The sequence below is a fragment of the Nocardia sp. NPDC046473 genome, assembly GCF_040645995.1.
Taxonomy (GTDB): Bacteria; Actinomycetota; Actinomycetes; order Mycobacteriales; family Mycobacteriaceae; genus Nocardia.
The window spans coordinates 22,990-38,356 of record NZ_JBEYZJ010000016.1 but is presented as its reverse complement, the minus strand read 5'-3'; the positions used below and the strand labels follow the sequence as shown (position 1 = coordinate 38,356).

The window sequence follows — 15,367 nt, the reverse complement described above, 5'->3', positions numbered from 1 at the left end:
TACGACGACATGTGCGCGGCGCACCAACACCACGCGGCACGGCCGCACCCGACCAGACACTGAGCACACAACGACAGCGCGGGCAACATGGTGCCGCGCAACAATTCGCGAGCCGCGCACGAAATCGCCGACCGATCCGTGCGCAGTACGACGACATGTGCGCGGCGCACCAACACCACGCGGCACGGCCGCACCCGACCAGACACTGAGCACACAACGACAGCGCGGGCAACATGGTGCCGCGCAACTATTCGCGAGCCGCGCACGAAATCGCCAACTGAATCGTGCGCAGCAAGACAAGACGTGCGCGGCGGACCGGCACGAGTTGCGTTCCACCGAAGGCAAGCAGAACTTGCGTTCGGAAGCGACTAGACAGCCATAGTGCGGTGCCGCGCGGTGATTTTCGGGCTGCGCACGGAATCGCCGAACGATTCGTGCGCGGCAGGAGAACTGGTGCGCGGCTGGTTAGGCCGTGGCTCGCCGGGCGAAATCTGGGGCGTGTTCGGGGCGGATGCCTCGGGCGACCAGGAAGGGTGGGATGTTGCGGATTACCGGGATTTTGCGGAGGATGCGGACCGGGAGGGGTGCCTGGGGTGAGCCTGCGATGTCGATGCCGCCGTCGAGGGCGGGGCGGATCACCCTGGCGTGCAGGAAGCGTTGCAGGCCTTGGGTTACCACGGTCGGGAGGGTGCGGCGGCGTTGCACCTTGGCCAGGTCGCGGGCGCTGACGGTTTTCGAGAGCAACGGCGCGGCAAGGATTCTCGCGGCTGCGACGGCGTCTTGGACGGCGAGGTTGATGCCGACGCCGCCGACGGGCGACATGGCATGCGCGGCGTCGCCGATGCACAGCAGTCCGTCGGTGTGCCAGGTCGTCAGGCGGTCGAGTTGGACGTCGAGGAGCTTGACCTCCTCCCAGCTGGTGAGGGCCTCGACTCGGTCCTTCAGCCAGGGCACCGAGTCGGACATGGTGCGCATGATGTCGTCGACCGGACCGCGCCGAGCCACCTCGTCGGTGCCCTTGCCGATGAGGGTGGCGCATTGCCAGTAATCGCCGCGGTCGAGCAGCACCGCGGCGCGATGCGGCGTGACGACCGGGACGACGCCCGCGGGGTCGATCTCGGTGCGCGGCAAGCGGAACCACCACACGTCCATCGGCGTCGGCCAGCTCTGCGACGCGAGACCCGCCGCGGCGCGCAGCACCGAACCACGCCCGTCGCACGCGACGGTGAGGTCGGCGCGGATCTCCCCGGTACTTCCGTCGACGGTCCGATAGCTGACCCCGGTGACTGTGCCGTCGGTCCGAACCAGGTCGGTCGCTTCGGTATTCATCCGCAGGTGGAAACCGGGCTCCGCGTCGGCGGCCCGCGCCAGCAGGTCGAGCAGGTCCCACTGCGGCACCATGGCGATGTACTTGTGCTTGCCCGGCAGGTGTTGCAGTGAGACGAAGGTCTGCAGCCCGTTGGCGGTCGCCAGTTGAATCTGATCCAGTTTGCGCGCAGGCAGTTTCGCGAATTCCGCGCCGAGCCCGAGCTCGTCGAGCAGGTCGAGGGTGGTGGGATGCACGGTGTCGCCGCGGAAGTCGCGCAGGAAGTCCTTGTGTTTCTCCAGGACGGTCACGTCGACGCCGGCTCGGGCCAGCAACAGTCCGAGGATCATCCCGGCTGGGCCACCCCCGACCACTAGGCATGTCGTCTGTTCCATCGACTTTCCCTTCTCGGTCATCGCATCGCCGCAAGGTATCGCCTGCTTCACAAATTCTACGCTTGGTGAATTCTTTGCGGGATGAATCGATGCCGAGATGGGTTGTCGCGGTCCGCAATCCGGGGCGGACCACGATCGACGGACCCAACTCCCCGCCGTCAAGGGCCATTGATCAGGCGGCGACGTCCTGCTGCAGGATGAAGAAATACGGCTCGCTCATCCCACGCATATCCATCACGCCGAGCAGGGTCCGCTCATCGACCCGCCGGAAGTGATCGACGATCGGCAGATGGTCGTAGATCATCGCGGCACTGACCACGCCGCGGTACTCCACATTCCGCAAACGCGCTGTCGGCCTGCGGGTTTGGAACGCGAATCGCAGGTACCCGAGCGCCTTCCTACTCGCCCGCACGCCCGCCATCGGCACCCGCCCGGCCAGCCCGAGCGGCACCCGACGCGGATCGACCGGAAAGATGACGCCATCGGCGGCGAACAACAGCGGATGCACGGTGTCGGCGTCGTCGAACTGCTTGCCGTACCACCCTGACGCGACCAGCACACCGGCCAGCGCATGCCCGGTGTCGAGTTCATCGCCGTGCCAGCGCCCGGTGGTGATCTCGGCGAACGGGACCGCAGGCAGGCTGTCGAACAACGCCAATGCCTGCTCAGTGGTGCAGCGGTGGGCCCGAAGCGCCGCCAACTCGGCTGCTCCCGTTCCCTTCGTCTCGGTCATGTCCGGTCTCCTCACTACGGGTGACGTTGCACCAATGAGACTATCTCTCTGTCATAGCCACCACGGGCTCGGCCGGACGCGCTCAGAAGGCCGCGTCCAACGGTATCTGCCGCACCTCCGGTAGATACGGATCCAGCTCACCGGACTCGAACCGCGACATGCCGATCACATGCCAGAACTGCCCTGCGGTATTGCCTTCGAACTTGTACCGCCCGTCCGGCGCGAGCGCCGCCCACCCCTCCGACAGTCCGAGCAGTTCCGCGCGAATGGTCGGCGCGGTCTCCGTATCCGGGTGATCGCCACCGGGCACGGACCACAGGATCGCGTTCCCGTCGTCGCCGCCGCTGGCCAGCAGCTGCCCGGACGGATGGAAGGCCAGCGACCACACCTGCCGCTTGTGCCCCTCCATCGTGTGCAGATGACGCCCGGTTGCCATGTCCCACAGGCGAACCACCAGATCCTCGCCGCCGGTGGCGAGGAGGCCGCTCTGCGGATCGACCGCCGCGGCCCACAGTCGCCCGGTGTGCCTGGTCAGCTCGTGCAGGCCGGCGCCGGAGTCCACATCCCAGATGCGCACCGTCATATCCCACGAGACGCTGGCCAGCCGGTCGCCATGAAAAACCACCCCGTAGACCCGGTCGCTGTGGCCGTTCAGCTCACGCAACAGCCTGCCGGATTCGACATCCCACAGCCGCACCACGGAATCGTCGCAGCCGGTGGCCATCAGCGTGCCGTCGGCGTCGAACGCGATCGACCGCACCCGTCCGTGATGCTCGGCGCACACCATGTGCAGCGCCCCGGTAGTCCGTGACCAGATGATCACCGTGTCGTCGTCGTTCGCGGTGGCCACGTATTGATCGCTCGGGTCGAAGGCGATTGCCCAGACCGGCGCGGCCTCCACGTTGATGTGCCGCTGGAACAGGCCGGTGTCGAGGTTGAGCAGGCTGAGCCTGCCGTCGTTGCCGACCACCCCGAGCTGTTGTGGCTGCTTACGACTGAACAGCGCCGATTCGAAGGTCACCAGCCGGTCCTCGCTACCGGACAGCCGTCGAATCTGCTTGACCGTCACCGGATCCCAGAGCCGCACGACACCGTCGTTGCCGCCGGTCGCCAACAGGGTGCCATCGGCATTGAACGTCACCGACCTGACCTGCCGACCATGCCCGGTGAGCACGTGTCGGCTCGCCCCGGTCGCGGGATCCCAGAGCCGCGTGGTGAATTGGTCGTCGGTGACGGCGAGCTGCCCACCGTCCGGCCGGAAGGCGAACGGCCAGATCGATCCGGTATGCGCGGTGATCCGGTGCCGCAGTTCGGCGGTCGCGCTGTCGCGCAGGCAGAGCAGACCCGCGCTGTCACCGGAGGCGAGCAGATCACCGGTCGGATCGAAGGTCACCCAGTAGATGGCGGCGTTGTGATCGGACGGCGCGTGCTTCGACTGACCGGTCTCGACGTCCCAGATACGCAGTCCCCCATCGGTATCGCCGCTGGCCAACAGCGGCAGCCGCGGATGGAAGGCGAGCGTGTACACCCGCCCGGTGTGGCCGGGCAGCTGGCGAATCACCTCGCAGCGCACCGGATCCCACAGCGTGACCATGCCGCGCACATCGCCGACCGCGAGCAGCTCGCCCGCCGGGTTGAACGCGATACGGAACACCGCGCCCGTCGCGCCGACGAATTCGCCACGCTCGCGGCCGGTTTCGGCATCCCACAGCCGAACCTTGCCGTCGCGATAGGCGGCGGCGACCACGCCGTCGTGAAAAGCCAAGCTGAAGATCAGCTCTCGGCTGCCGTCCGCCGGCGCGCATTCGTGCCGTAGATCGCCGCTCGGCAGCGACCACAGCCGCAGCATGCCCTGGGCGTCGCCGGTGGCCAGCAGGTCACCCGCGCGGTTCAACATCACCGGCCACGGCCATTCGCTGTGCCCGTGCAGGATTCGGCGCAGTTCACCGGTCGTCACGTCCCAGATGCCGACGGTGCCGTCGCTGGACCCGCTGATCAGCACGGTATCGGTGTAGGCGACCGCGAACGAGCGGTTGCGATGCCCCTGCAGGGTGCGCAGCGGCAGCCCGGTCTCGGTGTCGCAGATCAGCACGCCGCCATCGTCGCTGCCGATGGCCAGGGTGCCGCCGTCCGGGCTGTAGGCCAGCGGTTGCGGCAACCGGCCGTGCCTGGCGTGGAACCCGTGCCTGACTCCGATTGCGGCAGGGGCGAATTCGGTCCTGGCCGCCGAACCCGGCACCCAGGCCGCGCCGCGCAGATCGGTGCCGGCCGGGGTGCCGGTGACGTCGAGCAGTGCCGCCCGATTCCAGCGACTGCCGGTTCCCAGTGACCCGGTCAGGTCCGCGCGAGCGAGCCGCGCCCTGGTGAAATCGGCCTCGGTCAGGTCCGCGCCGATCAAGCTCGCCTCGTCCAGCCGGGCGCCGATCAGCCGTGCGCCGCGCAGGATCGCCCGGTCCAGGTTCACGCCGACCAGGCGGGCGCCGGTCAGATCCGCGCCGGTCAGGTCGACCTGATGCATGTCGCGATAGGACAGGTCCTCGCCGACCAGGATCGCGCCGCGCAGGTCGGCGGTCGGCGCGGTCCGCAGGCGGGTGGTCAGCCGAATCGCGTTGGTACGGGAGACCTCGTCGGCGACCGGATCATCGAGCACCGCGTCGGCCCAGGTACGCGCGACCCGGATATCGGCGAGGTCACATAGGAAGTCGATGGACAGCTGCGACAAGGGGGCATGCGAGAGCTGCGGCGGTGCGGCGACGCCGGCCGCGAACTGTTCGGCAATATGGTTCGCGACAAACCATTCCGGCACCGACGAGTGGATGAAACCGAACAGATTGTCCTCGGTGCGCACCAGCAGGCTGCCGGAACCGATGGCGTGCGCGGACTGCTGCACCGACATCCGATTGGCGCCGGTCATCTCGACGAGACTCTGTGCCACCTCGGTCAATTCGGCCAACCGCAGATACGGCTCGCCGGTCTCCCAGATGCGCAGCGCGAATTCGGTGACCGCGAGCCACAATTCGTGCAGCCCGAGGCCGGGTAATGAGCCTGCGGTCGCCGCGGTGCGGCCCGCCTCGTAGGACAGCCAGGATTCGAGGATCTCCCGATACAACCCCGCCGCGCCGACGGCCTGCTGCGCGCCCGCCGCGGCCCGCAGCCGCCGCTCGTCCAGATCGGCGATAAAGCTGAGCATGCGCGGATTCTGGGCCAGCCCGAGCAGGTCCTCGATGCCGGTGATCAGCCGCATCCTGGCGTCCGCACGCTGCACATCGCCGCCGTAGCGATTCGTGAGGAAGGCGTGCACCTGTGCGGGCGCGAAGTCCTCGATATTGAGGATCTGCCGGTCCTGCAGCAGCCCGACCCGCTCCCCCAGCGCGGTCAGCACTTGCGCGCGCGACTCGAAATGCTGTGTGCGGCTGGCGACTATGATCTTCGCCTTGCCGACCGCCGCCTGCAGCAGGGTTTCCAGGTGGTCGGCGGCGAACTCGTAGCTGATCCGGGTGACGAGCTCGTCGAAACCGTCGAACAGCAGCACCACGCGACCTTCACGGAGCATGTAGCGCAACGCCTTCAGATCGATCCGGTCCTCGCCGTGATTGGCCAGGTGCGCGGCGACCAGAGCGTCCACCGAATGCGTCTTGTCCAGTGTGCGCAGGTCGATCAGGATCGGGATGAGCACGGGCATGGTTTCGGTGATGCGGCGGGCCAATTCGTGCAGCGCGAAGGTCTTGCCGCGCCCGAAATCGCCGAGCACCAAGACGAATCGGCCGTGATCCGCCGCAACCAGGCGCAGCAGCTCGGCGACGAGATCCTCGTGAACCAGTTGATCTCCGTGTTCGAGCGTCCGGAAACGTTGCGGCACATACAGGTCAGGCGGGTAGCGGCGGTCGGTACGCAGCCGCTCGACCTGTTGGGCGAGGTAGTCGTCCAGATCGAGCAGGCCCTGGAATTCGGTGAAGCTGCGCACCCGCAGGCCGTGGCTCGCGGCCTCGTCGCGCAGCGAACGCGGCGGCGGCGCACCGCGATAGACGAGCTCGGAGCCGTATTCCGGGTCGTTGCCGAGGAATTCCTCGACCGCCTGCCTGGTCATGTCGCCGACGTGCACGCCGACCCGCCACTGCGCGGTGACGTCGTCGCGCTGATGGGTGATGAACAGATGCGGCGGATCGGTCTCGACGCGCCGAATCTTGGCATCCGGGTAGCGGGTTTCGCACACCTCGGCGACGCGCTCCAGCAGGCGGCCGTGCGGGTCGACGATGGCGGGGATCCCCGTGACGGGCTCGTCGGGGCCTGTGAGCTCCGGCATCGCGTTCGAGGCAAGTGCGGCAACGGCATTGGCCCACGGCGACGCGAGGCGCGCGGTGGGATCCGCCGGATGTGTTGCGGTGGCCGAGTATCGGGCGAGCCCATCGGTGGTCAGGTGGATGATCTCGTCGCGCCCCGCCGCCCCAGCGGGGACGACAGGCAGCCTGCCGTCCAGCCGATCCAGGTGCGGCCCACCGGGACCCGGGCCGTGCAGCAGCAGGTTCAGCCGACCGCCGAGCAGCCGCGACAGGGTGTCCGCGTCACGCAGCAAGGCCGGGTCGCGCGGCGAGGCCGCCGGACCGGGCAGCGGGTCGTGCCGGACCACGCCCAGCCGCAGCCAGCCGTTCGCCTCGAACGGGCGCAGGCGCTCGGCGAACCAGGCGGCCTGGGGTTCGCCGATCCGGCCGTAGTCATCGTCGGGCAGGTGGCTCGCGGCCATGGTCGAGTTCAAACCCGCCACCACCACCCGCAATTCGGGGATCGGGAACAGCGTCCACGGCTGGCCGACGTCGAACACGAGATGGTCGAGGCCCTGGTACAACTCGGCAAAAAGCCGCGCGTACTGCTCGAGCTTCGGAAAGTACGGCGGCTGCGGCTTGCGTTCGCGCGCTTCACAATTCAGGAAATAGGCATGGCAGGCGACCTTGGACACATCGTGGTTGCCCGGCACCACGATCAGCCGGTCCGGTTCGAGTCCGAGCAGCACGCGCAACCCGGTCAGGAAGGTGAGCGCCTCGTCGACCTCGCGTGGGCGACCGGATTCGGTGAGATCGCCGGTCACCACGATCATGTCGGGTTTCGGCACGCCCTGGTCCACCAACTGGGTGACGTTCGCGTAGATACGCGACTGCAGTTCGCGAGCGGTGCTCGGCTCGTCCTGCGCGAACAGACCGCGGCCGAAGCGCGGACCGGCCACGTGCAGCACACTGACGCCGGAGCGGTGCTCGTCGCGCTGCACGCCGCCCGGAAAAGCCGGGGCCGCAACGGGAGTGCGCCGGTTCAGCGGGGATTCGACCGGGCCCGCCTCGTCCTCGGCGGCGTAGCGGTCCGGTAGCGCGGCGGTGCCGAGTTCGTTCGGGAACTGCGGTTCGTGCTGCGGTTTCCCCCGGCCAGCGAGCAGGTGCCGGACCCGCTCCATCAGGATGCGGCGGGCCTGCTCGTCGGTCGGCACATCGACGAGGTCGATATAGGTGAGCGTGGCGAGCAGGCCCTCCAGCGCGCAGTCGGCGATCCGGATCGGCAACAGCTTGCCGGGATCGGTGCGGAACGCGGCCTGCCATTCCATTGTCCCGTAACGCGATTGGAGATAGTTGTCGGACAGCACCGCGAGCACGACCGCCGAATCGCGCACGCCACGATCCATGAAGTCGATGAAGTTGGTGCCGGGCACGAAGTCCCAGGCCTGGATCAAGGTGCGATAACCGGCGCTTTCCAGTTGCCAGGCCAGCCAGGTGGCCCACCGCTCATCCGCTGGGGAGTAACTGATGAAAAAGTCCCGCGCCCGCCCACCCTGCTGTGTCACGCCCCCAGTATGGCCTAGGCCAATAGCATGGCAGTCGTGCCCGAACAGGTCGACTCCTCCGAACGAAACGCCACGGTGGCGCCGTCACGCCCGCGCTGGGGCCTGAGCGTGCTGGACTGGGTCCGGGTCGGGCTGCTGCTCGCCGGACTGTTGTGCGTGCTCACGGGGCTGCTGCCGCGGCACGAGGCGGCCGACAACATGCGCCGCATCGGCCCGCTGCTGCTGTTCCTCGGCAGCGTCATCGTACTGGCCGAGCTCACCCGCCAGGCCAAGGTGTTCGATGTGATCGCGCACCGGCTCGCCATCCTCGGGCGGGGTTACTACCCGGCGCTGTTCGTGCTGTGCGTGCTGTTCGCGTCGGCCACCACGATCCTGTTGAACCTCGACACCACGGCCGTGCTGATCACCCCGGTAATGCTCGCACTGGCCGTACCGGCGCGCATCCCGCCGCTGCCGCTGGCCATGACCACGGTCTGGCTGGCCAACACCGCCAGCCTGCTGCTCCCGGTCTCCAATCTCACCAATCTGCTTGCCGCGAACCGGGTCGCGCTGACCGCCACCGGGTTCGCCGCGAAAATGTGGGCGCCCCAGCTCGTTTCGCTGACCGCGACGATGCTGTGCCTGTGGCTCTGGTATTGGCGGCGCGGACGCCGCGACACCGACCGCTACCTGCCGCCGGAGCCGGTCCGGCCGGAGAACGCGAAGGAACGGGTGCTGCTGTACACCACCGCGGCGGCCTGCCTGCTGTTCATCGTCGCAATTCCGTTCGTCGGCAACAGCATCGGCATCGCGGCGACCATCGCCGCCGCCATCGCGGTGCTCGCCTTCGCCGTCTTCGACCGCGCGTCGCTGCGGTTTTCGCTGATCCCCTGGCGGCTCTTGGTTTTCGTCGTCGGACTGTTCCTGGTGGTTCCCACGCTCGGCCGCCTCGGACTCTCCGATCTGATGCACACGTTGATCGGATCCGACTCCGGCACGGGGGGCGCCTTCCGCGCGGCAGGCGCGGGCGCAACCCTGTCCAACATCGCCAACAATCTTCCCGCCTACACCGCGGGCGAGGCGGTCGTGCCGCCCGACAACCACAACCAGCTACTGGCCTTGCTCATCGGCACCAACATCGCCCCGATCGTCACCCCGTGGGCTTCCCTCGCCACCCTGCTCTGCCTGGAGTTCTGCCGCACCCACAACGTCCGCGTGCCCATGCTCCGGTTCGTCCTCACCGGTCTCGGACTCGCCGTGATCGGCACTACCGGCGCGGTCGCGGCGCTGCTTATCATCGGATAGCAGCAGTTTCGGAGGGGGAATCACCCATGGTCAACGTCGACTTCACCGTGACAAACGTGTTCGATATCAGCGGTCGCGGCGTAGTGATGGTGGCAGGCCGTCTGGCCGCCGGCGTCATCGAGCCAGGCGACATCCTGTACGACTCGGTCACCGGCGCCCGAATAACCGTGGCAGGCTTGGAATTTCACGGCGGCCGCGAGCCCGACGAACACGTCCTGGTCGTCCCCGCCAACGAGGCCGACCGCATCCACATCGACCAACACCTGACCGACCAACGCCCCGACGACGGTCTCACCCGAACCCCGCGCCTACTCCACATCCTCGACACCGCCCCCGACATCGCCAGAGCCCAAGGCCACGACTACGTCGGCGTCGAGCACCTGATGCTCGCCATCCTGGCCGACCCGGACGCCGTCCCCACCCAGCACCTGCGCAAGCTGGGCTTGGACCCGGACAACATCGCCCAGACGTTGCAGGAGTCGATCCGAGATAGTCAGCCCCGCTGAACGATTCGACAAACCCTGGCGCGGTCAGCCGGGTAGACCGGTGACGGTCACCTCTGCGGCGGACTTCACCAATAGGGTGAGGTCGGGGATCGTTTCGGAGCTGGCTGCGATGAAATCTACTTCGCCGGCGGGTAATTCGAGGCGTTCGTCGAGGGGGGTGCCGTGGAAGTCGGTGATGTGCATGCCGGATTCGCGGGCGAGGAGGGCGCCTGCGGGGAGGTCGATGAGGCCTGCTCGGTAGCCGACGAAGCCGTCGATGTCGCCGTTGCTCAGCATGACCCAGCACAGCAGGGGTGACCAGAGTTGGATCAGGCGGCGGGAGGCGGACTCGAGGGTGAGGCGCAGGGCACGGGCCGTGGAGTCGGCGCGGGTGACCGGGTAGCCCTGCAGCCAAGCGAGGACGGGGGCGGCGGCGGGGCGGTGCGTCGGGTGCCAGAGTGGGCCGTTCGGGCCGTGCGCGCCGCGGCCGCGGATGGCGGTCCAGGTGCGGTCGGCGATCGGCTCGTGTACGACGCCGAGGATCGGTGTTCCGTTGTGGCACAGCGCGATACCGACGGTGCAGACCGGCAGGCCGATGGCGATGTTGTTGGTACCGTCGAGCGGGTCGATCACCCAGCACCAGGCGTCGTCGGCGTTGTCGAGGACGCCGGATTCCTCGGCGAGGATGCCGTGCTCGGGGAAGGCGTGGCGGATGTGGCGCAGGATGATCTCTTCGGCCAGGAAGTCCAGGTCGGTGACCACGTCGCCGGTCGGGTCCTTGGTGCTGATGGTCAGCGCCTCGAGCAGCCCGGAGCGGATCGAGTGGCCCGCCTCGACGGCCGCGGCGACGGCGACACCGGCCGCCAGGTCGAGCAAAGTGTCCGACAGTACCTGGTTCATCACGTCGCCCGCTCGCATCGGTTCTCCAGTTGCTTCGGCAGGGATTGGTCCTGCAGATGGGCGAGCACGGTGTGCGCCGCGCGTCGGGTTTCGTTGGCGGTACACAACGTTCGGTGCACCCAGTGGTCGGTGGTGGCGAGCGAGCCGAGCGACAGATCGGGGCGTCCGCGGTTGTCCTCGCCGAGGACGACGGTCGCCGCCTCGCCGTGCACGTCGGATACGTGGAACGCACCGTGTGGCAGCGTATACACCTCGCCCGTGTGGAAGTCCTCGCGGGAGCGAGTCCGGTAGGTGACCAGTCGTTGCGTCGCGTGCACCAGGTCGCCGTCCGCGGCGCTCTGGATCTCGAACAGGCGATGGGTGGGCTGCGCTGGGGCGCTGAGGATTTCGATGATCTCGTTGCCGATGGTGCCGTACAGCACGGTGCTGAGCAGATCCCAGCTGTGCGCGTGCATCTTGGAGGTGGTCGGCTCGGCGCGTACCCCGTCGGTCCAGACGTGTACGCAGATGCCGAAGCCGTCGCCACGCCACGCGGGAAAACACAAGAAGCCCAACGGATGTCGGACCGCGAGCAGGTCGGAACTACCGTCGACGACACCCGCGAGCACGTCGCGGGCCCACCTTCGCACCGCGGCCCCGGTGCTATCGGAGCCGATCAGCGTGCGCAGGCGGGCGTACTCGTTCACTAATACGGGTTCCTCGGTTGCAGCGCGCGACGCACGATGTCGGCGACGTCGCGATCGGTGAACGCGGCCGGGAGCTCCAGCGATAGCAGCTGGAACAGGCTACGCACCTGGTCGACCGTCGGCTCGTCGGCCAGCGGCAATTCCTCGCTGCGGCTCAACGGAACCTGACGGGTCTGCTTGAAGCTGGCGACCAGTTCGCGGTTGAAATCGCGGTAATACGGCTTGCCCCGCTCGAACATCAGCGCCGGCGTGTTCGGATTGTCCTGGGTGACAATGACGCAGCTGGACGACAGGTCCCAGCGGAACGTCGTCATCACCGTCGACAAACCGACGTCGATGGTCAGGAAGGTGAACCGCTGCCGGTACCAGCAGGCGGCCAGCACGGTGGCGAACGCTTCCTTGCGGGTGCGCTCGGTGGTCCACAGCTCGCCGGTGCGGTCGGCCTCGGGCGAGAGCGAGGAACGGAACTGGGCGTAGGTCTTGCACAGCACTTCGTTGGTCGGGTCGAGGATCTCCAGCTGCATGCGCAGCGGGCGCTGCTCGCGGCGCGCGTTCTCCACGCACTCGCGCAGCGTCACCGCCCGGATGTAGGTTCCGGTGCCGCCCTTGAAGATCCACTGTTCGGTGCCGCGTCGGGCGACGGTGTGCGCGTGGCCGATCTCGGGCCCGTACAGCAGCTGCACCGAATTCGCGTCGCGCATCGCCTTGGCCGACAGATGCCGGTCGCGCAGCAGCGTGGTCGCGAGCAACGCGAGGACGAGCAGCACCGCCGCGTTCACGTTGTCGACCGGGATCACGTCCAGGACCGTGAGCAACCCGACGGTCACGGCGAGCACCAACGCGACGAAACCATCGACGTTGTTGCGCAACCAGATCAGCAACCGCGCCATGCAGCCCTCCCCTCTGTTCTCCCCAGGATAGAGGCAGCCGGACAGCGGACGCGAAGGAAACCAGAAGTCGCGCTTGACCTCGAGTGCGGTTCAGGTACCACGATGGGAACCGGTCGTCGAGCACCCCTCGACGACAGCAGGCCCGGATGCCTCGGCATCCCGCTCCCGCCGGTCCCGTACACCCCCGGCGGGAGCGCGAAGGGCGCTGCGCCAACGAAACAGCCGCACACCTCCTGACGTCAGGAGGTGTGCGGCTGGGTTGAGCTCAGTTCGGGGTGGTGGCTTCCCACTCGTAGACGGTGACGTCCGACGAGCCGGTGGTGTGCACCGGGTCGGCGAACGCGAGTTCCCGTGCGGCGTCCAGGTTTTCGGCGGCGATGAAGTACGCGCCGCCGGTGCCGTCGGTGAAGCGCGCACTCTCCACGAGTTGACCGCGGTCGCTCAGCTGCTGCAGGAAATCCTTGTGCGGCTGAAGCACGGCGGTGTCGAAGTTCGGCGTGCGCATCGCCAGCACCAGGTACTTCTTCACGCGTCGGCCTCCGGCCGCGACACCCGAGTGGCCGCGGCGGCGGCGCGGACCTGCGGCGCGATCAGCACCACCTGGCCGAGCACGCCGTTCACGAACGACGGGGAGTCGTCGGTGGACAGCTCCTTGGCCAGCTCCACCGCCTCGTCCACCGCGACGACCGGCGGAACATCGTTGGCGTGGAACAACTCCCACACCGCGATCCGCAGGATGGCACGGTCGACCGCGGGCAGCCGGGACAGCTCCCAGTCCTTGAGGTAGGACTCGATGGTGCCGTCCACCCGATCGAGGTCGTCGGCGACGCCCTCGACCAGCGTGTGGGTGTAGGCGTGCACCGGCGCGACGGCCTGATCGCGGGTGGCCAGCTCGACCCGCTCGTCGAGCAGGTCGGCCGGGTCCACGTCGCGGGCTTCCGCCTCGAAGAGCAGGTCGACGGCCCGGCGGCGGGCTTTGTGCCGCGTGCCGAGCTTCTTGAAGGACTTCTTGTCTACCGGCTGTTCAGCCACAGTCACCATTATCTCAGTCGAGGCAGGGCGATCAGGCGTTGACTCGGCCGAGGTAGCTGCCGTCACGCGAATCGATGCGCAGCTTGTCGCCGGTGTTGATGAACAGCGGGACCTGCACCTCGGCGCCGGTCTCCAGGGTGGCCGGCTTGGTGCCGCCGGTGGAGCGGTCGCCCTGCAGGCCGATGTCGGTGTGCTGCACCTCGAGCTCGACGGTGACCGGGAGCTCGACATAGAGCGGCGCGCCCTCGTGCGTGGCGACCTGCACGGTCATGTTCTCCAGCAGGAAGCGCGCGCCGGGGCCGATGGTCGCCTCGGAAATGGAGATCTGGTCGAAGGTGTCGCCGTCCATGAAGACGAAGTCCGAGCCGTCGTGGTACAGGTAGGTCATGTCGCGGCGGTCGACCGTCGCGGTCTCCACCTTGACGCCCGCGTTGAACGTCTTGTCGACGACCTTGCCGGACAGCACGTTCTTCAGCTTGGTCCGCACGAACGCGGGCCCCTTGCCCGGCTTGACGTGCTGGAATTCGATGATCTGCTGGAGCTGACCGTCGATCTTCAGCACAAGGCCGTTCTTGAAGTCGCTGGTGTCCGCCACTGTCCTCGGATCTCCTAGTTCGTAAACAACGTGTTGGTCAACCGGCGTCATTCGACGACGGTCAGGTCTTTGCTGGTGTTGGTGAGCAACTCCGGGCCCCCTTCGCGCACCACGAGCGTGTCCTCGATCCGGACCCCGCCGCGGCCGGGAAAGTACACACCGGGTTCGACGGTCACCGCCACGCCAGCAAGAAGTGTACCGGTTCCGTTTTTGGCGATGCCCGGCGCTTCGTGGATCTGCAGTCCTACCCCGTGTCCGAGGCCGTGCACGAACAGTTTGCCGTGTCCGGCGGCCTCGATTACCGAGCGCGAGGCCGCGTCCACTTCGTCGACCTTGACGCCAGGTCGCAGCGCCTCCCGCCCGGCTCGCTGCGAGGCTTCGACCAGCGCGTACACCTCACGTTGCCAATCGCTGGGCTTGCCGAGCACGAGGGTGCGGGTCATGTCCGAGTGGTAGCCGCCGATCAGCGCGCCGAAGTCGAGTTTCACGAAATCGCCGGTGGCGAGCACGGCGTCGGTCGGGCGATGGTGTGGGACAGCCGAATTCACGCCTGCGGCGACGATGGTATCGAAGGACACCGCCTCGGCGCCGTGTTCGAACATGGCCCATTCCAGGTCTCGGGCGACCTGCTTTTCGGTGCGGCCCGGGCGTAGCAGCCCGCGTTCGAGCAGGGTGGCGAGACCGGCGTCGCCCGCCGCGCAGGCCGCCGTGAGCTGGGCGATCTCGTAGGCGTCCTTGACCATGCGGAGCTGCTCGACCAGGCCGGGGGTGGCGACGAACTCCAGTCCGGTGCACTGCTCGATGAAGCCGCGGTGCTGGTCGACGGTGACGATGTGGCTCTCGTAGCCGATCCGGCCGAGCTGCCATTCCCCGGCCAGTTCGACGATCCGCCGGGCGGTGGCCTTGGCGATCTCGGCCCGCAGGTCCGGGACCTGCTCGGCGACCTGGGTCTGGTAGCGGCCGTCGGTGCAGATGACGGTGCGGTCCTCGGCGTTGCGCATGTCCCAGGAATGCACGAGTAGCGCCGCGTTGGATCCGGTGAACCCGGTCAGGTACCTGAGATTCACCAGGTCGGTGACCAGCAGGGCATCTACCCCGTTTTCCACCAGCAGACTCCGCAGCGCGCCACGCCGCGCGGCGTAGTCGGGTCTCTGGCCCGCGTGATCAGCACACATGGTTCAAAGCTACCGCCGACACGCCGTATCTCCGCATACAACACGTGTACTGGGCGCTGCCA

Annotated in this window: 12 protein-coding genes; 2 read left to right on the top strand and 10 right to left on the bottom strand. The window is 67.8% G+C overall.

What is annotated here, in order from left to right:
• Window positions 1–465: 465 nt before the first annotated feature.
• The 3 genes from ABZ942_RS42670 to ABZ942_RS42660 form a co-directional block, all read right to left on the bottom strand.
• Entirely contained in the window at window positions 466–1,701 is a 1,236-nt protein-coding gene (locus tag ABZ942_RS42670; RefSeq protein WP_357391985.1) for an FAD-dependent oxidoreductase, read from the bottom strand.
• Window positions 1,702–1,873: 172 nt separating this feature from the next.
• On the bottom strand, window positions 1,874–2,434 hold the full coding sequence (locus ABZ942_RS42665) for a DUF4334 domain-containing protein (protein WP_357391984.1): 561 nt from the start codon (window positions 2,432–2,434) through the stop codon (window positions 1,874–1,876).
• Window positions 2,435–2,516: 82 nt separating this feature from the next.
• Window positions 2,517–8,258 carry a TIR domain-containing protein gene (locus ABZ942_RS42660; RefSeq protein WP_357391983.1) on the bottom strand — a complete coding sequence of 1,914 codons (5,742 nt, stop codon included), beginning with the start codon at window positions 8,256–8,258 and terminating at the stop codon, window positions 2,517–2,519.
• A 27-nt stretch (window positions 8,259–8,285) separates the two neighbouring features.
• Between ABZ942_RS42660 and ABZ942_RS42655 the strand changes: the two genes are divergently transcribed.
• Both ABZ942_RS42655 and ABZ942_RS42650 read left to right on the top strand, forming a co-directional pair.
• On the top strand, window positions 8,286–9,542 hold the full coding sequence (locus tag ABZ942_RS42655; RefSeq protein WP_357391982.1) for an SLC13 family permease: 1,257 nt from the start codon (window positions 8,286–8,288) through the stop codon (window positions 9,540–9,542).
• A 26-nt stretch (window positions 9,543–9,568) separates the two neighbouring features.
• Window positions 9,569–10,048: a Clp protease N-terminal domain-containing protein gene (locus tag ABZ942_RS42650; protein ID WP_357391981.1), complete on the top strand. Its 480-nt coding sequence runs from the start codon at window positions 9,569–9,571 to the stop codon at window positions 10,046–10,048.
• A 24-nt stretch (window positions 10,049–10,072) separates the two neighbouring features.
• Here the strand turns inward: ABZ942_RS42650 and ABZ942_RS42645 are convergent, their stop codons facing one another.
• From ABZ942_RS42645 to ABZ942_RS42615, 7 genes are all read right to left on the bottom strand, one after another.
• Window positions 10,073–10,945 carry an inositol monophosphatase family protein gene (locus ABZ942_RS42645; protein ID WP_357391980.1) on the bottom strand — a complete coding sequence of 291 codons (873 nt, stop codon included), beginning with the start codon at window positions 10,943–10,945 and terminating at the stop codon, window positions 10,073–10,075.
• Window positions 10,927–11,613 carry a hypothetical protein gene (locus ABZ942_RS42640; RefSeq protein WP_357391979.1) on the bottom strand — a complete coding sequence of 229 codons (687 nt, stop codon included), beginning with the start codon at window positions 11,611–11,613 and terminating at the stop codon, window positions 10,927–10,929. Before ABZ942_RS42640 ends, ABZ942_RS42645 begins: the two co-directional genes overlap by 19 nt.
• Window positions 11,613–12,503 carry a hypothetical protein gene (locus ABZ942_RS42635; protein ID WP_357391978.1) on the bottom strand — a complete coding sequence of 297 codons (891 nt, stop codon included), beginning with the start codon at window positions 12,501–12,503 and terminating at the stop codon, window positions 11,613–11,615. Before ABZ942_RS42635 ends, ABZ942_RS42640 begins: the two co-directional genes overlap by 1 nt.
• Window positions 12,504–12,768: 265 nt before the next feature.
• A complete protein-coding gene (locus ABZ942_RS42630; protein WP_357391977.1) occupies window positions 12,769–13,032 on the bottom strand; it encodes a YciI family protein in 264 nt (87 codons plus the stop codon).
• Complete coding sequence (gene nusB, locus ABZ942_RS42625; protein ID WP_357391976.1) at window positions 13,029–13,535, bottom strand: transcription antitermination factor NusB; 507 nt, start codon at window positions 13,533–13,535, stop codon at window positions 13,029–13,031. Before nusB ends, ABZ942_RS42630 begins: the two co-directional genes overlap by 4 nt.
• A 31-nt stretch (window positions 13,536–13,566) precedes the next feature.
• Window positions 13,567–14,130 (bottom strand): elongation factor P, encoded by a 564-nt coding sequence (gene efp, locus ABZ942_RS42620; RefSeq protein WP_150406156.1) that lies wholly within the window; start codon window positions 14,128–14,130, stop codon window positions 13,567–13,569.
• 47 nt (window positions 14,131–14,177) lie between these two features.
• Window positions 14,178–15,305: a Xaa-Pro peptidase family protein gene (locus ABZ942_RS42615; RefSeq protein WP_357391975.1), complete on the bottom strand. Its 1,128-nt coding sequence runs from the start codon at window positions 15,303–15,305 to the stop codon at window positions 14,178–14,180.
• Between the last annotated feature and the right edge of the window lie 62 nt (window positions 15,306–15,367).